This is a genomic window from Altererythrobacter sp. C41, assembly GCF_016803135.1.
Taxonomy (GTDB): domain Bacteria; phylum Pseudomonadota; class Alphaproteobacteria; order Sphingomonadales; family Sphingomonadaceae; genus Pelagerythrobacter.
Genome location: NZ_JAEVFE010000005.1, coordinates 56,747 through 76,461 on the forward strand (window position 1 = coordinate 56,747; position 19,715 = coordinate 76,461).

Sequence of the window (19,715 nt, forward strand, 5' to 3'; positions counted from 1 at the left end):
GGGCAGGAGATGAAAGCGGGAGGAGACCGATGGATCTGGTCGTGGTGGATATCGGCGGCACGCATGCCCGCTTCGCGATTGCGTCGATCGGCGAGGACGGCGCCATTTCGCTGAGCGAGCCGGAAACGCTTCACACCGAGGATCACGCCAGCTTTCAGACGGCCTGGGAAGAGTTCCGCCGGCGCCAGGGCGGTGCCCTGCCCGACGCGCTGAGCATGGCGATCGCCGGGCCGGTCGGCGGCGAGGTGATCCGCTTCACCAACAATCCCTGGATCATCCGCCCGGCGCTGGTGAAGCCCAAGCTGGGCGTCGAGCGCTATTGCATCGTCAACGATTTCGAAGCCGTCGCCCATGCGGTCGCGCGCGCGCCGGAGGACCAGTTCCTCCACCTGACCGGCCCGGACGAGCCGCTCGGATCGGAAGGGACGATCAGCGTGCTCGGCCCCGGCACCGGGCTCGGCGTCGCGCACCTGTGGCGCTCGGGCGGCCAGTATCGCGTGCAGGCGACCGAAGGCGGCCATGCCGACTTCGCCCCGCTCGACTTGATCGAGGATGCGATCCTGGCGCGGCTGCGCAAGCGGCACACGCGGGTCTCGGTGGAGCGCGTGGTCGCCGGCCCGGCGATCGTCGACATCTACCAGACGCTCGCCGCGATGGAGCGCCGCTCGGTGCCCGAGTGCGACGACGTCGAGATCTGGACCAAGGGCATGAGCGGGGAGGACAGCCTCGCCGCAGCGGCGGTCGACCGATTCTGCCTCTCGCTCGGCTCGGTGGCCGGCGATATCGCGCTGGTCCAGGGCGGCTTCGCAGGCGTCGTGATCGCCGGCGGGCTCGGCTACCGCATCCGCGAGACGCTGCTGACGTCGGGCTTCGCCGACCGGTTCCGCGCCAAGGGCCGCTTCGCCGGGCTGATGGGCTCGATCCCGGTCAAGCTGATCGTCCACCCGCAGCCGGGCCTGTTCGGCGCGGCCGCCGCCTTCGTCGCAGAGCACGGAATGAATCAATGACGAGTGTCGCACAGCTTGCCGATCGCCTGGCCGTTCTGCACCGGCAGACGCAGGAAGCGCCGCTGTTCAACCCTGTGTTCCAGCTCTCGCTCGAACTGTCGCGCATGCTGGAGAGCGGCGAACTCGACCTCGCCGGCGCGGAGAGGCTGATCGCCGAGCTGGAATGCGATGCGCTGATGACCCGCGCCGGGCGGCTGCGGCGGCTGGTCGCGCCGGTCGAGCCGCAGGCTAACGATGACGCGCTTGCAGCGTGCCTGGGCACGGCCAACTTCGCGGAGTTCCGCGCGGCCTGGGAGCGGCCCCAGCTCCATGCGGTGTTCACCGCACACCCGACGTTCCTGCTCACGCCTGCGCAGTCGGAGGCGGTCGCTTCCGCCGCGGCGAGCGAGGAGGGGGTTGGGAAGAACGCCTGCGCGGCTTCGCCGGAGCGCCCCAGGATCACGCTCGCATTCGAGCACGCGCAGGCGATGGCGGCGCTGACCCAGGCGCAGGACGCGCGCGACCGGATCGTGGCGCACCTGCTGAACGCGGCGTGCGAGCGGTGGCCGGACGAGTGGCACGATTTCGCCCCGCTCCCCTACCGCTTCGCCACCTGGGTCGGTTATGACATGGACGGGCGGACTGACATCGGCTGGCATACCTCGATCGGGTTCCGGCTGGCCGAGAAGGCGGAACGGCTCGGGCGTTACGCCGATGCGCTGGAGGCCATCGACCGCAGCCATCCGCTGCTCGGCACGCTGCGCGCGGCCGAGGCGCACACTGCCGACTGCGCCGCCGCCTTCGCCGAACCGCTGGACGAGGCCGGCGCGCTGTCGGCGGCGGCCAACGGGCTGACCGCCGATCATCCGGCCAAGCTGCTGACGCTCGCGCCGCTGATCGACGAGCTGGAGCGCGAGGCGCGCGGGGCCGGCAGCGAACGCGCCGTCGCGCTCAAGACGCTCGCTGCCGCGATGCGGGCCGATGGGCTCGGCATGGGCGGGATCCATTTCCGCGTGAACGCCAAGCAGCTCCACAATGCCATCCGCGGGCGGCTCGAAGGCGGCGAGAGCCTCGACCTGTCGAGCCAGGGGGCGCTCGCCACGCTGCGCACGCTGATCGCGGAGGCGACGCCGCTCCGGAGCAATTTCGCCGCGCTCGCGATCGAGAGTTCGACCGCGATCCGCCAGTTCCTCGCCATGGCGCAGATCCTGCGCCACATCGACGCCGACGCGCCGATCCGCATGCTTGTCGCCGAATGCGAACAGCCCGCGACCGTGCTCGCGGCGCTCTATTTCGCGCGGCTGTTCGGGGTCGAGGATAAAGTCGACGTCTCGCCCCTGTTCGAAACCGAGACCGCGCTCGAGCACGGCGGCCGCTTCCTCGACGCACTGCTGGCGGAGGACATCTACCGCGACTACGCCCGGCAGCGCGGGCGGGTCTGCGTGCAGACCGGCTTTTCCGATGCCGGGCGCTTCGTCGGGCAGATTCCGGCGAGCCTCGCAATCGAGCGGCTGCAAGGGCGGCTGGCCGATGCGATGGCCGCGAACGGCCTGACCGACGTCGCGGCGCTGATCTTCGACACGCACGGCGAGAGCATGGGTCGCGGCGCGCATCCCGGCGGGTTCGCCGACCGGCTCGAATGGCCGCTGTCCCCCTGGGCGCGGCGGCGCTTCGCCCGCGCGGGCATCCGCATCGAACCCGAGGTCACCTTCCAGGGCGGCGACGGCTACCTGTTCTTCGCCAACCCCGAACTGGCGCTGGCGACGCTGACCCGCATCGCCGAGCTGCGCCCGGCCGAAACCGACGCGGAGGCGCCGACCGATCCGTTCTACCGCCGGACCGACCTGAGCCTCGATTTCTACCGCGCGATCCGCGATCACCAGCACGAGCATCTGGAAAGCCGGACCTACAGCCGCGCGGTGACCGCCTTCGGGCTCGGCCTGCTCAACGCGACCGGCAGCCGCGTGTCGCGCCGGCAGTCCGATCTGTCGTCGGACCGCGAGATGAGCCTGCGCCAGATCCGCGCGATCCCGCACAATGCGGTGCTCCAGCAGCTCGGCTATCCGGTGAACGTGATCGCCGGCATGGGCAGCGCGGCCGAGGGCAACCGCGAGGAGATCGCCGGGCTGCTCAGCGAAAGCGCGCGCGGGCGGCAGCTCGTGCGGCTGGTGCGGGCCTCCAACGCGCTCGGCAGCATCAAGACGGTCGCCGCCTATGGCGAGCTGTTCAATTCAGCTTATTGGGCGAGCCGCACCTATCGCGGGACCGAGAGCCACATCGCGAACGCCTGCGCGGCGCTGGCCGAATATCTGGTGAAGGACGACCGTGCGGGCGTGTTCCGCCGCCTTGCCTCGCGCCTGCGGATCGACGCGCTGAAGCTCCACCGCCTGCTCGACCTGCTGCCCGACGAAGCACCGATGGAGGACCGCGAGCAGGTCCGCCGCCGGATCGGCGTGCTCCAGGCGCTGCGGCTGGCGCTGCTGCAGTTCATGTTCCTGCGCGCGGTTTCGGTCCCGGCCTTCAGCCGCGCGAACGACATCAGCCGCAGCGACGTGATCGAGATGGTGCTGACGCTGCGGATCGAGGAAGCGCTGGCCCAGCTCCGCCGCGCCTTTCCGACGCGCTTCCCCGCGCCTGCGGATTATGTGCTGGACGAGCCATCGGACTATCCGGATGGCGGTGCGGAGGGCTATGCCGCGATCGAGCATGACTTCATCGCCCCGATCGAACGGGCGCACGCGCTGAGCCTGCGGATCACCACCGCCATCGCCAATGAGTTTGGCGCGCATGGGTGAAGCCTAGGATCCTCCCCATTTTGCGCAGCCAAATGGGGAGGGGGACCGCGAGACGCGAAGCGGCTCGTGGTGGAGGGGTTTCGCGCGCCAATGCCCCTCCGTCAGACGCTTGCAGCGTCTGCCACCTCCCCATTTGTGCTGACGCAAAACTGGGGAGGATCAGCTCATCATCGCGCCGTGCTGCCTCGCGCGATCAGCGAAACCGGCACTCTTCGCGGCGGCGCGTCGTCGCCGGCATTGAACAGGGCGTCGACCAGCAGCGAGCCGGCAGCGGCCGGGTCGGGAGCGATCGTGGTCAGGGTCGGCTGGACGAAGCGCGCGGCGGGCAGATCGTCGAACCCGGCGAGGCCGATCTCGCCCGGCACGGCCACGCCGCGGTGCTTGAGCGCGTCGAGCGCGCCCAGCGCCATTGCGTCGCAGGCTGCGAAGATCGCATCCGAGCCGCCGCCCCCATCGAGCCACGCTTCAACGGCGGCGGCTCCTTCTTCCTCGCGCGTGACGCCATCGCGCGTCGGCACCAGGCACGGCTCCAGCCCGGCCGCGCGCATGCCCTCGCAATAGCCCTCATAGCGCTCGGCAAACTGGTGCTGCGGGGAATCGATCGCGCCGAGGAAGCACGGCGCGCGGTAGCCCTGCGCAAGCAGGTGTTCGACCGCCAGCCGCCCGGCTGCGCGGTTGTCGGAGCGGACCCATTCGAGATCGTCGAACGGCGAGCCCCAGTAGACCACGCGCCGATCCGCTTTCTCGAGCCCGCGGAAATAATCCCACGCGGCGCGGTTGGTCGTCGTGCCGATCACCACCAGCCCGTCGGCCCAGCCGCGTTCCTCGTAATGGCCGAAGAACTGCGCCTCGCGCGCCTGGAACGAAACCAGCGTCTCGAACCCGCGCTCCGATGCGGCGAGGCAGACGCTGCCGAGCAGCATGTACGAGAACGGGTTGATGTCCGCCGCGCTTTCGCCCGGGCGGCAGATCACCACCACGGCGAGCGTGCCGGTGGAGCCGCGCCGCAGCCGGGCGGCGCGCTCGTCGACGAAATAGCCGATTTCCTCGGCCGCGCGCAGCACGCGGGCGCGGGTCGCTTCGGTGATCACTTCGGACCCGGCGAGCGCGCGCGACACGGTGGACTGGCTTACGCCCGCCCGTTCCGCCACATCGATCGAAGTCGGCCGCCTTTTCATCGCCGCTCCCTATCGGGAAGAGCGCGCAAAAGCGCAAGCGAGCCTGAATATGTATGCGGCACACTGGAATGCGCTCGCCCGGTTTCCTAGACAGGGCGGCGACAAGCGAAAGGCATATGCGCATGAGCTTCACTGCGGACCGTCTGGTTCTGTTCGGCGCGACGGGCGACCTGGCGCAGCGCATGCTGCTCCCCTCTCTCTGCGCACTGGATCACGACGACCTGCTCGCGCCCGACCTCAAGATCGTCGGCACGGCCCGTTCGGACATGAGCGACGCCGAATTCCGCGACTTCGCGCGCGCGGCGCTCGAGAAGTTCCTTCCCGCCAACCGCCGCGGCGGCATGGCCGAATTCCTCAACCGCCTGAGCTACCAGCCGCTCGATGCGACGACGCTGGAAGGCTACAAGGAGCTGGCCGCCAAGGTAGGCGAGCCCGAGCGCGGGATCGCGATCTTCCTCTCCACCGCACCCAGCCTGTTCGAGCCGACGATCCGCGGCCTGCAGCACGCCGGGCTGGACGGGCCGCGCGTGCGCATGTGCCTGGAAAAGCCGCTCGGTGTCGATCTCGAGACCAGCCGCGAGATCAACGACGCGGTCGCCGCCGCCTTTCCGGAAGAGCGGATCTTCCGCATCGACCACTATCTCGGCAAGGAGACGGTGCAGAACCTGCTCGCCTTGCGCTTCGCGAACATTCTGTTCGAACCGCTGTGGAACGCAGGCCACATCGACCACGTTCAGATCACCGTGGCGGAAACGGTCGGCCTCGAAGGACGCGTCGCCTTCTACGACGACGCCGGCGCCCTGCGCGACATGGTGCAGAACCACATGCTCCAGCTCCTCGCGCTGGTCGCGATGGAGCCGCCGAGCAGCTTCGATTCGACCTCGGTGCGCGACGAGAAGGTCAAGGTCCTGCGCGCGCTGCGCCGCGTCGGAGAAGGCGAGACGGTGACCGGCCAGTACCGCGTCGGCGCGATCCAGCGCGAGTCCGTCCCCGGCTACGACGAGGAACTGGGCAAGGATTCGGACACCGAGACTTACGTCGCGATCAAGGCGCACGTCGACAACTGGCGCTGGAAGGGCGTGCCGTTCTACCTGCGCACCGGCAAGCGCCTGCCCGAGCGAGTGACCGAGATCGTCGTGCAGTTCCGCTGCGTTCCGCACTCGATCTTCGAGGACAAGGGTGCGCGGATGCAGCCCAACCGCCTCGTCATCGGCATCCAACCCGAAGAGAACGTGCACCTTTCGCTGATGGCCAAGGTGCCGGGGCTAGACCGCGAGGGCATCCGCCTGCGCTCGGTACCGCTCGACATTTCGATGCCCGACGCTTTCTCGGGCGCAGTGCGGCGGATCGCTTACGAGCGGCTGCTGCTCGATCTGATGGAGGGCGACCAGACGCTGTTCGTCCGCCGCGACGAGGTCGAAGCGCAATGGGAATGGATCGACGCGATCCGTGCCGGCTGGACCGAACAGGGCCTCACCCCCCGCCCCTACAGCGCCGGCACCTGGGGCCCGAGCGCGGCGATTGCCCTGGCGGAGCGCGACGGAGTTACCTGGCATGAGTGATTTTGCGATGTGTGGAGCAGGCGAAACCTTTCCCCTCGTCTTCAGAGGAGGGGAGCGAGACTTGCTCCTGCGTCAGCAGGGGCTAGTCGCAGCGGGGTGGTGCGCTACCGGGCGCGACGCTTACGCGCCGCCACCACCCCCAACCCCCTCCTCTGAAGAGGAGGGGGCATGATGACCCTCAACGACACCATCCACCGCGTCACCCAGCGCGTGATCGAAAACTCGTGCGATAGCCGCGCGGCTTACCTCGACCTCATGCAGCGCGAGGCTGAGGACCGGCCCGATCGACGGTCGGTTTCGTGTTCCAACCTCGCGCATGCCTATGCCGGGACGCTGCACGATCAGCCGGAGCTCAAATCCGGCGAGTTGCCGAACATCGGCATCGTCACCTCCTACAACGACATGCTTTCGGCGCATCAGCCCTACGGCCGCTATCCGGAGCGCCTGAAAATCTACGCGCGCGAAGCCGGCGCCACGGCGCAAGTCGCGGGCGGCACGCCGGCGATGTGCGACGGCGTGACGCAGGGCGAGACGGGCATGGAGCTGTCGCTGTTCAGCCGCGACGTGATCGCGCTCTCGACCGGCGTCGCGCTGAGCCATGCCGTGTACGACGGGGCGCTGATGCTCGGCATCTGCGACAAGATCGTGCCCGGCCTGCTGATCGGCGCGCTGCGCTTCGGCTATCTGCCGACGATATTCGTGCCGAGCGGCCCGATGCCGACGGGTATTCCGAACAAGGAGAAGCAGCGCGTCCGCCAGCTCTATGCCGAGGGCAAAGTCGGCCGCGACGAGCTCCTCGAAAGCGAGCTCGGCAGCTATCATTCGCCGGGCACCTGCACGTTCTACGGCACCGCCAACTCCAACCAGATGATGATGGAGCTGATGGGGCTGCATATCCCCGGCGCGGCCTTCGTTCAGCCGGGCACCAAGCTGCGCCAGGCGCTCGACCGGGCCGCCGTGCACCGCGTCGCGGCGATCGGGCAGAAGGGTAACGACTACCGTCCCCTCGCCCGCTGCGTCGACGAGAAGGCGATCGTCAATGCCGCGATCGGGCTGCTGGCGACCGGCGGATCGACCAACCACGCGATCCACATTCCGGCGATGGCCCGCGCGGCCGGCATCCGCTTCGACTGGGACGATCTCGCCGAACTGTCGCACGTCGTGCCGCTGCTGGCGCGGGTCTATCCCAACGGCGCAGGCGATGTGAACCATTTCCACGAGGCCGGCGGCATCGGCTACGTGATCGGCGAACTGCTTGAAGCCGGTCTCGCGCACCGCGATGTGCTGACCGTGAGCGAGGGCGATCTGTCGCGCTATGCCGAGGAGCCCGGGCTGGACGAGGACACGCTCGTGTGGCGCGATCCAGGCCCCAGCGGCAACCGCGAGATGCTCCGTCCGGCGTCCGAGCCGTTTCAGGCCGACGGCGGCATGCGGCTGGTTCAGGGCAACCTCGGGCGGGCGTGCTTCAAGTCGAGTGCGGTCGAAGAAGAGCGCTGGACGATCGAGGCGCCGTGCCGCGTATTCCAGACGCAGCGCGAGGTGGCCGAGGCGTTCAAGGCTGGCGAGCTCGACCGCGACGTGGTCGTGGTGGTCCGATTCCAGGGGCCGCGCGCCAACGGCATGCCGGAGTTGCACAAGCTCACCCCGCCGCTCGGTGTGCTGCAGGACCGCGGCTACCGCGTGGCGCTGGTCACCGACGGGCGCATGTCGGGCGCGAGCGGCAAGGTGCCGGCGGCGATCCACTGCACGCCCGAGGCGCTCGGCGGCGGCCCGCTGGCGCGGCTGCGCGACGGCGATGTGGTTCGCGTCTGCGCCGTGACCGGCGAGCTTTCGACCACCACCGATCTCGACGCGCGCGAGCCGGCGCCCGATCCGCTGCCCGAGTCGGGCACCGGGCGCGAGCTCTTCGCCATGTTCCGCAACTTCGCCGATGGCGCCGAACAGGGCGGCTCGGCCATGCTCGCCACCGCAGGACTTTGACATGACCGATATCGACGCGCTGATGCGCACCGCCCCGGTGATCCCGGTGATCGTGATCGATGAGCTCGAACACGCCGTGCCGCTGGCCGAAGCGCTCGTCGCCGGCGGTCTGCCCGTGCTCGAGGTGACGCTGCGCACTCCGGCCGCGCTGTCCGCAATCGCGGCGATGAAGCAGGTGCCCGGCGCAATCGTCGGCGCAGGCACGGTCGCCAACCCGCGCGATCTGGAAGACGCGCTCGCCGCCGGGAGCGAGTTCATCGTCTCCCCCGGTCTCACAGAACCGCTGGCGCAGGCGGCGATCCGCCGCGGCGTGCCCTTCCTGCCCGGCATCGCCAATGCCGGCGACATCATGCGCGGGCTCGACCTCGGCCTCACGCATTTCAAGTTCTTCCCGGCCATGGCCGCGGGGGGCTTGCCGGCGCTCAAGTCCCTTGCTGCGCCGTTCGGTGCCTGCCGGTTCTGTCCCACGGGCGGGATCGGGCTCGATAATGCCGCCGAGTGGCTCGCCTTCGATCCGGTGCTCTGCGTCGGCGGAAGCTGGGTCGCTCCCCGCGGTGCGCCCGACCGCGAGCAGGTCGAACGAGTCGCCCGCGAGGCCGCGGCGCTCACGCGTTAACGTCCCTGCGCCCGGCGTCCCCTTGCGGGACGCGGCGTGCGGCAGGCTGGCCCTTGCGCGGCAGCCGGCGCATAGCCCGCGCCCATGGACCCGATGCTCAAATGGATCGGCGGTGCGACCGCCGCACTCGTGCTCCTGCTCGGCGGAGCTACTCTGGTCAGCCACCTCCGGGACGCGCCGGAGGCCGAGAATGCGCCCGCGCTCGAGCAGGCCATTCCGGTCGATGAGGCTGCACTGACCGAAACGCCCGAAGGCGCCACCGATAGCGAGGCCGAACCTGCCGCCACCGGCGGCGATACGCCCCCGACCCCCGCGCCCTCGACCAAGGAGCAAGCCTTCGTGGTCAAACGGATTCTACCGATCGAAGGTCCGATCAAGTACGGCGAGTGGCACTGGGACGACGAGGGCGTGCCCGACGGACCGCTGGTCGTGACCGTGGATCTCGACGCGCGCGTGGTCTCGATCTTCCGGAACGGTTACGAGATCGGCGCCGCCGCGGCCATGCTCGGCACCGAGGAGCACCCGACCCCGCTCGGCACTTTCCCGATCATGAGCAAGGAACGCCACAACGTCTCGGAGAAGTACGGCAACGCGCCGATGCCCTGGACCCTGCGGCTGACGCACGACGGGGTTGCGATCCATGGCGGCTCGGTGGTCGAGAACGGCTACGCCAGCCACGGCTGCATCGCCATTCCCGACGAGCTCGCCAGCCGCCTGTTTGCGGTCGCGAAGAAGGGGGACAAGGTCATCATCACCCGCGGCGAGACGATGCAGCTCGGCGATTCGATTATTTAATACGCACCATGATCGAGCCGTCGCTCCTGCGCAGGCAGGGGCCCATCCACGCTCTCCGCCTCAGTGGAACCGCGCGTTGATGTCGGGACGGCTCTCGCCCGAGCCCGAGCCTCTAAGGACTGAAGTTAGCGGCCCCTGCCTGCGCGGGGGTGACGCGATCGAAGCGGACGTCAGGATCGGCGGGGCGGTTCCGGTTCCAGCAGCCAACCTTCCGCTGTGCCGCGCCCGGCGACGCCGCCGCAGTTCGCGGCCGATCCGCGTGTCAGGGCATCGTCAAGCTGCGCCAGAGCGGCGCCCCGCGCGGCGCCGCCAAGCAGGGCGACCGCTCTCGCCAGAATCCGCAGACGGATCGCACGTGGAGCTTGCGGTCGGTAGAGGTAACCGCCTGCTCGTTCCTCCACTTGCGCGTCCCACTCTCGGTCCGCCGCCCATTGCAGCGCGTCGTCGGCGTCGGCGAGGTGAGCCGCGCTCTGCGCCAGCGCGGCGATGTCGAGCCAGTCGGTGTCGGCAAGCGCGCGGCGCATGCGGACACGGTCGAAGCGCTCGTCAGCATTGGAGGGGTCCTGCGCGGCAACCACCCCGACGGCGTCGAGCACCGCCTGAAGCTCTGCCCGCCGCCAGCCAAGCAGCGGGCGCAGCAGCACGAGGTCGCAGCCGGGCACGTGAGTTCGCGTGCGCACCCCGGCAAGCCCGGCTACGCCGCTTGCCCGGTTGAGCCGCATCAGCAGCGTCTCGGCCTGATCGTCGGCGTGATGGGCGGTGGCGACGGCAGCAAGCCCCCGCCGGCGCGCCCAGCCTTCGAGCGCCGCGTAACGCGCCTTCCGTGCCTCGTCCTGAAGATTGCCGCCGGCGACCGCGACGCGAAGGGTGGCATGCGGCACGCCGAGCTCACCGCAGAGGCGTGCGACCATCGCCGCCTCGTCCGCGCTCTCCGGCCGAAGACCGTGATCCACGGTCGCCGCCTCCAGTTCGCCGGGAACGGCCGCATGGGCGAGCAGCAGCATGGCGAGGCTGTCCGGCCCGCCCGAAACGGCAAGGCCCAGCCGTCCGGCCTCCGGCCCGATCCGCGCGAGGTCGGCCCGGAAGCGGGCTACGCGCGCGGGATCGACCGGCCTATCAATTGCAGGTGACCTTCTTCCGGTCGGCCTCATACTGGTCGGACAGACGGCCGGCCGCGATCGCCGGATAGGTCTCCGCGAATTCGGCCAGCGCGATGCAGGCCCGGTTCGTGTCCTTGGAGGCGATCATCGCTTCGGCAAGATAGAGGAGGCTGTCCGGCGCGCGCGCACCCTGCTTGTCGGTCTGGTAATTCTTGAGGAACCAGGGCGCCGCCTCGGCCGGCTTGCCGTCGTCGAGGTAGGCCCGGCCGAGCAGGTTGCGCCCGTAGGTCGTGCGCCAGTGGCTCGGGTACTTCTCCACGAACAGCGCGAGTTGCTGCTGCGCTTCGGGGTAGAAGCCCGCTTCCCACAGGCGGAAGCCGTAGGAATATTCGTCGTCGGCCGGATCGTCAGTCTGCGGCTTGGCGATCGCCTGCACCGCGGCGAGCCGCTGGGGGCTCGGTCCGCTGGAGGCGGGCGTCGATGCCGGCGGCGGCGGTGGAGACGGCGGCGGCGCGGAGGCGGATGCGCCACCGGTCATCACCGAAAGGTTCTGCTGCGGCGCGCTCGAGCCGGAGGTCTGCCCGGCCGGCGCGGTGTTCGTCACCTCAAGCGCGGAGAGCCGCGTTTCGAGCTCGCTCAGCGAATTGGTGTTGCGTTCGGTCTGCGCCGTCAGCGACTGGATCTGCGCCTCGAGCGCGTCGAGCCGCGCGAGAATGTCGGTCACCGCGGTGGTCGACGGCGGCGCCTGCTGGGTGCTCGGCGCAGGCGCCGCGCCGGTGATCTCGGGCTGGAAGAAACGCCCGTTCGGTCCCGGGAACACGGTGCGCTGCAAGGCACGCACTTCGGCTTCGAGCTTGCGCAGGCGCGTTTCCGCATTCCCGTCCTGCGCGAGCGCCGGGGCAGACGCGGCCCCGACCGATACGATCGCCAGTGCGCCCAGAATTGCACGGCTCGTTCGGCTGGTCATGATGAATTGGCTCCTGTCCCTGAAGGTCGCGGCCACCCAAGCGCCCGGTGCCCGAACAACGCCTGAATGGCATGAAATCTGTGCCCCAAGCACGCCCCGCTGTCGAGGTGGGCGGCGCGTGAATCGGGGGAAACCGTACTCGGCTTACCCGCCCTCCGCAGCCGGCTGCCCGCGGGCGAGCAGCGCTTCGGCACTGATCGGGACGTCACGAATGATCTCGTTTTCCTCGGACAGCTTGGGAACGCTCCGCCCGCCGACCGTGATCGCGAAGGCATAGGGCCGGCCGGTCCATATCTGCGGACCTTGGGCATCCGCCGGCACCGTATAGCTTTCCCCTTCGGCCATCTGCTTCTGCATCAGTTCCTCGCCGTTGGCGTCGTAGAACTTGACCCAGGTATCGTCCTGCAGGGCGGTGAATACGACCGGTCCCGTCGCCGTCGCGGCCGGCGTGGGCGCGGAGGCAGCCTGGGCCGGCGCCGGCGTCTGCTGCGCCTCGGGCCGGATCAGCGGCCCGGGACCCGCGCCGGGGAAGAAGTAGTCCTTGAAATAGGCGAACCCGCCCCCGATCAGCAGCAGCGCGGCGAAGGCGCTGAACCAGGCGAGCCCGCGGCTGGGCACCCGCGCCGGATCGCCGGGCTCGAAACTGCTCGCGCGGGTCACCTCGTTCGCGCTCTGCACGCCCAGCTCCTCACGGACCTGGCGCGCGATCTCGCCTTCGTCCAGATCGACGGCCCGGGCATATGTGCGGGAGAAACCGATCGCATACGTGCGTGCCGGCAAGGCGCCGAAATCGCCGCGCTCGATCACTTCGAGATGCCTCCGCGGGATGCGCGTTTCGGCGGCGACCTGCTCGAGCGACAGCCCCGCCTTCTCGCGCGCGCGACGCAAGGTTTGCCCCGCCCCATCCAGCGGCAGTTCCCCTGGAGCTTCGTTCAATTCGTCCGACATGCCGTCCCTAGCGTACCCGAAAAAGCGCGGCTTGCTCGCTCCTTAACCCGAACAGGGCGCCGCGCGCCACCCTGTCGAACCGCCTGTCCACGCAGACGTGCGGCTTGCGGGCCGACCGCGCGCCCGCGGTGCGGCCTCAGTCGGTCTCGATTCCGCGCTCGGACGCCCATCCGGCGATCGCGGCGCGCATGTTCTCGGGCGGCGACGACAGCCAGCCCTGCATCGCCTTTTCCAGCTCGCGCAAGTCGATCTGGCGCACGATCTCCTTGATCGGACCGACCGAGACGGGCGTGATCGACAGCCTGCGAAAGCCGAGCCCGAGCAGCGCCAGCGCCTCCAGCCGCCGCCCGCCCATCTCGCCGCAGATGCCGAGATCGACGCCGCTGCCGAGCGTCGTCTGCGCAACACGCCGCAGGAAGCGCAGGATCGCCGGACTGAGCCAGTCGTAGCGTTCGGCGAGCTTGGGATTGGCGCGGTCGGCTGCGAACAGGAACTGGGTAAGATCGTTGGTTCCGATCGAGAGGAAGGACACCCGCGGCAGGAGCAGATCGAGCACTTCGGCCAGCGCCGGCACCTCCAGCATCGCCCCGTAGCGGATCGCCTCGGGCAGGATCTTCTTCTGCTTGCGCAAGTGGGCGAGCTGATCGTCGAACACCGCCTTGGCAGCGTCGAACTCCCAGGGCTCGCTGACCATCGGGAACATGACGTAGAGTGACCGGCCGGCCGCGGCCTCGATCAGGGCGCGAGCCTGCGCCTTCAGGAGCCCGCCGCGTTCGAGCGCGAGGCGCAGCGCGCGCCAGCCCATGGCCGGGTTCTCGTCGTTCTCGAACTCGCTTTCGCGCAGGTAGGGCAGCGCCTTGTCGCCGCCGATGTCGACCGTTCGGAAGATCACCGGCTTGTCGCCCGCCGCGTCGAGCACGTCGCGGTAGAGCCGGAACTGGCGCTCGCGCTGAGGCAATGTGGCGGACACGAGGAACTGGAATTCGGTGCGGAACAGCCCGATGCCGTCGGCGCCCACCAGCGGGAGGGTGGAGATGTCGTCGCGCAGCCCCGCGTTCATCATCACCTCGATGCGCGTGCCGCAGCGGGTAAACGGCTCGATATCGCGCAGTTCGGCGTAGACGGCCTGGCGCTGGCGCGATTTGGCGAAGCGGGCTTCGAACGCGTCGACGACCGGCTGCGCGGGGCGGGCCGTGGCCGTTCCGTTGTCGGCATCGAGCAGGATGACGTCGCCTTCCTGCACGATCCCGCGCAGGCCCCGCACGCGGCCGAGCACCGGCACGCCCATCGCCCGCGCCACGATCACGACGTGCGCGGTGAGCGAGCCTTCCTCCAGGATCACGCCCTTGAGCCGCCGCCGGTCGTATTCGAGCAATTCGGCGGGTCCGAGGTTCTTGGCGATCAGGATCGCATCGCCGCGCAGGCCCTGCGTCGCCGCTGTACCAAGCTGGCCCGAGACGATCCGCAGCAGACGATTGGAGAGATCCTCCAGATCGTGCATCCGGTCCTGCAGCAGCGGATCGTCGATCTCGCGCATGCGCATGCGGGTGCGCTGCTGCACCCGCTCGATCGCCGCCTCGGCGGTGAGGCCGGCATCGATCGCCTCGTTGATCCGCCGGCTCCAGCCTTCATCATAGGCGAACATCTTGTAGGTCTCGAGGACCTCTTCATGTTCGCCCCCGACGCCGAACTCCGCGCGGTCCGCGAGGTTGTCGATCTGGTCGCGCATCTTGTCGAAGGCGCGGTAGACCCGCTGCCGCTCGACCTCGATGTCCTCGGCCATGACCTGGTCGATGGTGATCCGCGGCTGGTGGTAGACGGCGACGCCGCTCGCCAGCCCCTTGACCAGCGGCAAGCCGGAGATCGTCGCCGGGCCGGTGTCGGCGGGGGTGAGGCCGCGCGCCTCCTCCTCGTCGATCAGTTCGTTGTTCGAGATGAGTTCGGAGAGGACCATGGCGGTGGTCTGCAAGGCCTCGATCTCGATGTCCTCGTAACGGCGCGGATCGACGTGCTGGACGCACAGCACGCCCACCGCCCGCTCGCGGTAGACGATCGGCACCCCCGCGAAGGAATGGAACTTCTCCTCCCCCGTTTCGGGCCGGTACTGGAAGTCCGGATGGGCCTTGGCCTCGGCCAGGTTGAGCGTTTCGACATTGTCGGCGATCGTGCCGACCAGGCCTTCCCCGATCGCCATGCGGGTGACGTGAACCGCCTCAGCATTGAGGCCCCGGGTCGCGAACAGCTCCAGCATCCCCTCACGCAGGAGGTAGATCGAGCAGACTTCGCTGTTCAGGGATTCGGCAATGATGTCGACGACATGATCGAGCTTGCCCTGCGCGTGCAGGCGCGAGGCCATGACCTCGTGCAAGCGGGTAAGGATGCGGCGGGCGGCGGCGGCTGCGCTCATGCAAGCCGCCTATAACAAAAGCGCGCGATATTGGAACGATTCCCGCGCCGCTTCTCCCTTTTGCCGGTCTCCCCGGATCAGATCTCGGCGAGTTCTTCCTTGATCCGGAGCTTCTGTCGCTTGATTGCCTGGATCGCCGCCGCGTCGGGAGAGGGCCGGTTCATCTCCTCGCGGAGCCTGTTTTCGAGACCGGCATGCTTGCTCTGTAGTGCGCTGGCGTGGGACGATACCATCGGGCTCTCCTTGGTTGCAGCCATGGAGCGACTCGTCCTTCGCGGGCGAGCCGCGCAAGGGGCATAGAACCACAACCGGACCCGCTTGCGAAGGGGCGAGATTGCGCATTTCGATGGGACCGGGCAGAGGCACGTCGAATCGACCGGGAGGAGCAACCTGGGGTGAACGAGCAGGAACTGCGCAAGCGACTGGCAACGCTGAGGATCGAGCACCGCGACCTCGATGCGGCGATCGATGCCTTGCGCGCTTCGGGCTCGGTGGATCAGTTGCAGATCGCGCGTCTGAAGAAGCGCAAGCTGAAGCTGAAGGACCAGATCGCCGCCATCGAGGACGAGCTGCTGCCCGATATCATCGCCTGATGTTCTCCAGGCCCTCCCCAGCCCCCGCAGCGAAACCCGGGAAGGATTATCGGCCTCGCTATCCCGCGACGGCACAATTGTTATCAAAGTGGGAAAAACCCGCGCGGCGCGACTAGCGGGGCGACTCCGTCTGCGATAGCGCTCTGCGGGCATGGGCAGCCGCGCGGACATCAGCCAGACGATCATCGAATCGCTCTATTGCGAGGCTCTGGTCCTTGCCGATGACGTGCGCGCCACATTCGATCTCTCGCAGTACGACACCCCCACCAGCGAAAGCGACTTCGCCCGGATTGCGCTGTCGGTGGAGGGGCTGCGCACGACCACGCGAGTGATGCACGTCCTCGCCTGGCTGTTGAACCGGCGCGCGTTCTTCAATGGCGAGATGACCGAGTTCCAGCTCCGCCGCCACGGCAAGCTGCCGGAGGACCGGCCGGCCGACCCGGACAACCTGTCGTGGCTCGACCCGCAGATCCGCGACCTGATCCGCGCGAGCGGGAGGCTCCACGCGCGGATCGCACGGCTCGACCGGGCATGGAACGACGGATTCGAGATGTATCCCCCGGCCATCCTGCGCCTGCACGAGCGGCTCGGGCGCCGGGTGGGCGAGATCTAGACCGCCGCCAGCGCCTTGCGCCAGCGCGCGAGACGCTCCGCGCGCGTGCCTGCCGCCATCGCGGGTTCGAAGCGACGGACCTTTCCGCGCATGGTCTGCGCCGCATGCTCCAGGCTCGCGTGAATGCCCGCCCCCACGGCCGCAAGCATCGCCGCGCCGAGCGCCGTCGTCTCGACGAAATCGGGCCGCTCGACGGTGACGCCCAGAATGTCGGCGAGATCCTGCGCCATCCAGTCGTTCGCGCTCATCCCCCCGTCGATGCGGAGCGTCTGCCAGGCGGTGCCGTCGGCGGCGAATGCCTCGGCCAGATCGTGCGTCTGATGTGCCATCGCCTCCAGCGCCGCGCGGGCGATCTGCGCCGGACCGCTCGCAAAGCTCAGTCCGGCGATTACCCCGCGCGCGTCAGCCCGCCAGTGCGGCGCGCCGAGGCCGGAGAGCGCAGGGACGATCGTCACACCGCCGCTATCGGGAATCGAACGGGCAAGCGCTTCCGTCTCGGATGCGGTGCTGATCAGCCCGAGCGTGTCGCGCAGCCACTGGATCAGGCTGCCGGCGACGAAGACCGATCCCTCGAGCGCGTAGCGCCGCACGCCGCCGCGCTGGGTCAGGATGGTCCCGAGCAGCCGGTGTTCGGAACGCGGAAGCGCATTCCCCTGGTTGGTCAGCACGAAGGCGCCGGTGCCGTAGGTCGCCTTGGTCTCGCCCGGGGAGAGGCAGCATTGCCCTACAGTGGCTGCCTGCTGGTCGCCGGCAAGCCCGCACACGGGAATGGCGCGCCCGAACAGTTCTGCGCTGGTTTCGGCGAGCGCCCCGTGCGTATCGACCACCAGCCCGAGCGCCGAGATCGGCACGCCGATGAGGTCACACAGGGCAGTGTCGAACTGCGCACCGTCGAGCGGGAGGAGGAGCGTGCGGCTGGCGTTGCTCGCGTCGCTGACGAACGTGCCGCGCGAGAGCTGGAACACCAGCCAGCTCTCCACCGTGCCCAACGCCAGCGCCTTGCGCTCGGCCGCGGCGCGCACGGCTGCATCGTTGTCGATCAGCCAGCGCATCTTGGTGCCGGAGAAGTAGGGATCGAGCAACAGGCCGGTGCGGCGCTGGATCTCGGCTTCGTGCCCCGCCTCGCGCAGGTCGGCACAGAAATCGGCCGTGCGCCGATCCTGCCATACGATCGCACGGGAGAGCGGTTCGCCGGTGTTGCGGTCCCACGCGACCACCGTCTCGCGCTGGTTGGTGATGCCGATTGCCGCAACAGCGTCCGCGCCGCCCGCCTTGTCCACCACCTCGCGCGCGCAGGCGAGCGTGCGCTGCCATATCTCGCCCGCGTCGTGTTCGACCCAGCCGGGGCGCGGATAGTGCTGCGTCAGCGCCCGCTGCGCCATGTGATGGAGCGCGCCGTCCGCCCCGAACAGCATTGCGCGGGTCGAAGTCGTGCCGGCATCGAGTACAAGGATCTGCTCTCCCATGCCCCCACCTTAGCCAATATCGTCGTCCCGGCGAAAGCCGGATGACGGGCGGTGATGGTCGCGGTCGATGGGCGCGGAACTCGACACACCCCTTCCCCGCTCCCATATGGGAATGCATGGCAGGTCCCCCGCCCAAACCCTGGCCGACCGGACTGGTCGAGCGTCCCGAGCCGCTGGTGCGCCGTGTGCTCGCGCCCAATCCGTCGCCCTACACCTATACGGGCACGCAGACCTACATCGTCGGCGAAAGCGACGCGGTTGCGGTGATCGATCCCGGCCCGGACGATCCGGCGCATATCGACGCCATCCTCGACGCCGTCGGCGAGGCAAAGATTGCCGCGATCATGTGCACGCACACCCACCGCGATCATTCGCCCGCCGCGCGCCCCCTCGCCGCGCGCACCGGTGCCCCGATCGTCGGCTGCGCGCCGCTGGTGCTCGACGACAGCGAGCCCCGGGCCGATGCCAGCTTCGACCGCGACTACGCGCCCGACCGGGTGATGGAGGACGGTGAGGCGATGATCGGTCCGGGCTGGACCTTGCGCGCGATCCACACGCCTGGCCACACGTCCAACCACTTGTGTTTCGCGCTCGAGGAAAGCGGCGCGCTGTTCACCGGTGATCATGTGATGGGCTGGTCCACCAGCGTCGTCGTCCCGCCCGACGGCGACATGGGTGCCTATATGAAGAGCCTCGAGAGGCTCTACGAGCGTGACGACCGGGTCTACTACCCTGCGCACGGCGCGCCGGTGGAGAAGCCCCGCCAACTCGTGCGCGGGATGATCGGCCACCGCCGCCAGCGCGAGAATCAGATCCTGCGCCTGCTCGGCGACGCGCCGCATACCGCGGCCGATTTCGTGCCGCGCATGTACAAGGGCCTCGACCCGCGGCTGACCGGTGCGGCCGAGATGAGCGTAACTGCGCATCTGCTCGATCTGGAACGCCGCGGCCTCGTCGGTCGTTCGGGGGACGTATGGCAAACCCTTTGAGAACCAAGCGCCGTGACGGCGAGGCCCTCGGCCCCGAGGTCCGCCGGGAGCGCCCCTTGGCGCTTGTCCAGGCTGTGCCGTGGATGATCGTGATCGTCCTCCTTGCGCTCGCCGCCTGGCTCGGCTGGCGCGCGTTCGTCTATCAGGAAGAAGGGGATCCGGTCGGCAGCGCGATGCTTGCGTTCGAAAAGCAGAATTCCCTGACGGTATTCTCATCACGCTTCGAAGTCGTCGCCGAAAGCGAGGATACGCGCGGCGTTCTCGGCGTGCCGGTCCTGCGCTCGCGGCAGGCCATGATCCTTCCCGCGACGGTCGAATACCGCGTCGATCTCTCGCAGGTCGGGCGCGAGCGGATCGACTGGAACGCAGAGACACAGCAGCTCACCGTGCGCCTGCCGCAGCTCCAGACCACGCGCCCCAACCTGGACGAGGCACAGGCGCGCGTGTTTCAGGACGGGGTGTTCATCACTCGCGACGCTTCCCGCGACCTCAGCCAGAACAACTCGCGACAGGCGGAGCGCAAGGCCAGTGCTTTCGCGAAGAACCCCGAAGTGCTGGCGCTTGCCCGCACCGCAGCGAAGGAGGCCGTGCGCCAGAACCTTGCGATCCCGCTGCAGATCGCCGGTTACGACCGCGCGACCGTACAGGTCATTTTCGACGGGGAGTAGCACCACCAAGTATCGCTTCCGCCAAGGGTCGAATCGCAATATAACGGGCGGG

17 protein-coding genes are annotated in these 19,715 nt (G+C 68.9%); 10 read left to right on the plus strand and 7 right to left on the minus strand.

The window, feature by feature from the left end; translation table 11 throughout:
• Positions 1–29 precede the first annotated feature (29 nt).
• A complete protein-coding gene (gene glk / locus JNO53_RS10470; RefSeq protein WP_203110659.1) occupies positions 30–1,007 on the plus strand; it encodes a glucokinase in 978 nt (325 codons plus the stop codon).
• Positions 1,004–3,781, plus strand: a complete 2,778-nt coding sequence (locus JNO53_RS10475) for a phosphoenolpyruvate carboxylase (RefSeq protein WP_203110661.1) — start codon at positions 1,004–1,006, stop codon at positions 3,779–3,781. Before glk ends, JNO53_RS10475 begins: the two co-directional genes overlap by 4 nt.
• A gap of 167 nt (positions 3,782–3,948) precedes the next feature.
• On the opposite strand, the gene JNO53_RS10480 is transcribed toward JNO53_RS10475, so the two are convergent.
• Positions 3,949–4,959, minus strand: coding sequence for a LacI family DNA-binding transcriptional regulator (locus tag JNO53_RS10480; protein ID WP_203110662.1), 1,011 nt, complete (start codon positions 4,957–4,959; stop codon positions 3,949–3,951).
• A 122-nt stretch (positions 4,960–5,081) separates the two neighbouring features.
• Between JNO53_RS10480 and zwf the strand changes: the two genes are divergently transcribed.
• From zwf to JNO53_RS10500, 4 genes are all read left to right on the plus strand, one after another.
• Complete coding sequence (gene zwf / locus JNO53_RS10485) at positions 5,082–6,521, plus strand: glucose-6-phosphate dehydrogenase (protein WP_203110664.1); 1,440 nt, start codon at positions 5,082–5,084, stop codon at positions 6,519–6,521.
• Between the two features lie 168 nt (positions 6,522–6,689).
• A complete protein-coding gene (gene edd, locus JNO53_RS10490) occupies positions 6,690–8,501 on the plus strand; it encodes a phosphogluconate dehydratase (RefSeq protein WP_203110666.1) in 1,812 nt (603 codons plus the stop codon).
• Between the two features lies 1 nt (position 8,502).
• Positions 8,503–9,117: a bifunctional 4-hydroxy-2-oxoglutarate aldolase/2-dehydro-3-deoxy-phosphogluconate aldolase gene (eda, locus tag JNO53_RS10495; protein ID WP_203110667.1), complete on the plus strand. Its 615-nt coding sequence runs from the start codon at positions 8,503–8,505 to the stop codon at positions 9,115–9,117.
• Between the two features lie 84 nt (positions 9,118–9,201).
• Positions 9,202–9,912: a L,D-transpeptidase family protein gene (locus tag JNO53_RS10500; RefSeq protein ID WP_203110668.1), complete on the plus strand. Its 711-nt coding sequence runs from the start codon at positions 9,202–9,204 to the stop codon at positions 9,910–9,912.
• Between the two features lie 170 nt (positions 9,913–10,082).
• On the opposite strand, the gene tilS is transcribed toward JNO53_RS10500, so the two are convergent.
• The 5 genes from tilS to JNO53_RS10525 form a co-directional block, all read right to left on the minus strand.
• Positions 10,083–11,063, minus strand: coding sequence for a tRNA lysidine(34) synthetase TilS (tilS, locus tag JNO53_RS10505; protein WP_203110673.1), 981 nt, complete (start codon positions 11,061–11,063; stop codon positions 10,083–10,085).
• Positions 11,029–11,979, minus strand: a complete 951-nt coding sequence (locus JNO53_RS10510; RefSeq protein ID WP_203110675.1) for a tetratricopeptide repeat protein — start codon at positions 11,977–11,979, stop codon at positions 11,029–11,031. The genes tilS and JNO53_RS10510 overlap by 35 nt, the downstream gene beginning before the upstream one ends.
• Before the next feature lie 144 nt (positions 11,980–12,123).
• On the minus strand, positions 12,124–12,927 hold the full coding sequence (locus JNO53_RS10515) for a helix-turn-helix domain-containing protein (protein ID WP_203110677.1): 804 nt from the start codon (positions 12,925–12,927) through the stop codon (positions 12,124–12,126).
• A 136-nt stretch (positions 12,928–13,063) separates the two neighbouring features.
• The gene (ptsP, locus tag JNO53_RS10520; protein ID WP_203110679.1) at positions 13,064–15,334 is read right to left on the minus strand and encodes a phosphoenolpyruvate--protein phosphotransferase; all 2,271 of its coding nucleotides are present in this window, start codon (positions 15,332–15,334) and stop codon (positions 13,064–13,066) included.
• Positions 15,335–15,411: 77 nt separating this feature from the next.
• Positions 15,412–15,591, minus strand: coding sequence for a YdcH family protein (locus JNO53_RS10525; RefSeq protein ID WP_443111173.1), 180 nt, complete (start codon positions 15,589–15,591; stop codon positions 15,412–15,414).
• Between the two features lie 138 nt (positions 15,592–15,729).
• Here JNO53_RS10525 and JNO53_RS10530 point away from each other — a divergent pair, with 138 nt between their 5' ends.
• On the plus strand, positions 15,730–15,927 hold the full coding sequence (locus JNO53_RS10530; protein WP_203110681.1) for a DUF465 domain-containing protein: 198 nt from the start codon (positions 15,730–15,732) through the stop codon (positions 15,925–15,927).
• Positions 15,928–16,078: 151 nt separating this feature from the next.
• Positions 16,079–16,540 (plus strand): DUF1465 family protein, encoded by a 462-nt coding sequence (locus JNO53_RS10535; RefSeq protein ID WP_203110683.1) that lies wholly within the window; start codon positions 16,079–16,081, stop codon positions 16,538–16,540.
• Here JNO53_RS10535 and JNO53_RS10540 read toward each other — a convergent pair.
• Positions 16,537–18,006, minus strand: a complete 1,470-nt coding sequence (locus JNO53_RS10540; RefSeq protein WP_203110685.1) for a glycerol kinase — start codon at positions 18,004–18,006, stop codon at positions 16,537–16,539. The genes JNO53_RS10535 and JNO53_RS10540 overlap by 4 nt on opposite strands.
• 116 nt (positions 18,007–18,122) lie before the next feature.
• Between JNO53_RS10540 and JNO53_RS10545 the strand changes: the two genes are divergently transcribed.
• On the plus strand, positions 18,123–18,995 hold the full coding sequence (locus JNO53_RS10545; protein ID WP_203110687.1) for an MBL fold metallo-hydrolase: 873 nt from the start codon (positions 18,123–18,125) through the stop codon (positions 18,993–18,995).
• On the plus strand, positions 18,992–19,663 hold the full coding sequence (locus tag JNO53_RS10550; protein WP_238401833.1) for a DUF4230 domain-containing protein: 672 nt from the start codon (positions 18,992–18,994) through the stop codon (positions 19,661–19,663). The genes JNO53_RS10545 and JNO53_RS10550 overlap by 4 nt, the downstream gene beginning before the upstream one ends.
• The last annotated feature ends 52 nt before the right edge of the window (positions 19,664–19,715 follow it).

Bases quoted from the DNA above. Each gene is read 5' to 3' on its own strand.
- JNO53_RS10545 (WP_203110687.1), top strand. From the start codon at position 18,123: ATGGCAGGTCCCCCGCCCAAACCCTGGCCGACCGGACTGGTCGAGCGT.
- JNO53_RS10525 (WP_443111173.1), bottom strand. From the start codon at position 15,591: ATGGCTGCAACCAAGGAGAGCCCGATGGTATCGTCCCACGCCAGCGCA.
- ptsP (WP_203110679.1), bottom strand. From the start codon at position 15,334: ATGAGCGCAGCCGCCGCCGCCCGCCGCATCCTTACCCGCTTGCACGAG.
- edd (WP_203110666.1), top strand. From the start codon at position 6,690: ATGATGACCCTCAACGACACCATCCACCGCGTCACCCAGCGCGTGATC.
- zwf (WP_203110664.1), top strand. From the start codon at position 5,082: ATGAGCTTCACTGCGGACCGTCTGGTTCTGTTCGGCGCGACGGGCGAC.
- JNO53_RS10535 (WP_203110683.1), top strand. From the start codon at position 16,079: ATGGGCAGCCGCGCGGACATCAGCCAGACGATCATCGAATCGCTCTAT.
- JNO53_RS10480 (WP_203110662.1), bottom strand. From the start codon at position 4,959: ATGAAAAGGCGGCCGACTTCGATCGATGTGGCGGAACGGGCGGGCGTA.
- JNO53_RS10475 (WP_203110661.1), top strand. From the start codon at position 1,004: ATGACGAGTGTCGCACAGCTTGCCGATCGCCTGGCCGTTCTGCACCGG.
- JNO53_RS10510 (WP_203110675.1), bottom strand. From the start codon at position 11,979: ATGACCAGCCGAACGAGCCGTGCAATTCTGGGCGCACTGGCGATCGTA.
- JNO53_RS10515 (WP_203110677.1), bottom strand. From the start codon at position 12,927: ATGTCGGACGAATTGAACGAAGCTCCAGGGGAACTGCCGCTGGATGGG.
- JNO53_RS10540 (WP_203110685.1), bottom strand. From the start codon at position 18,006: ATGGGAGAGCAGATCCTTGTACTCGATGCCGGCACGACTTCGACCCGC.
- JNO53_RS10500 (WP_203110668.1), top strand. From the start codon at position 9,202: ATGGACCCGATGCTCAAATGGATCGGCGGTGCGACCGCCGCACTCGTG.
- eda (WP_203110667.1), top strand. From the start codon at position 8,503: ATGACCGATATCGACGCGCTGATGCGCACCGCCCCGGTGATCCCGGTG.
- tilS (WP_203110673.1), bottom strand. From the start codon at position 11,063: ATGAGGCCGACCGGAAGAAGGTCACCTGCAATTGATAGGCCGGTCGAT.
- glk (WP_203110659.1), top strand. From the start codon at position 30: ATGGATCTGGTCGTGGTGGATATCGGCGGCACGCATGCCCGCTTCGCG.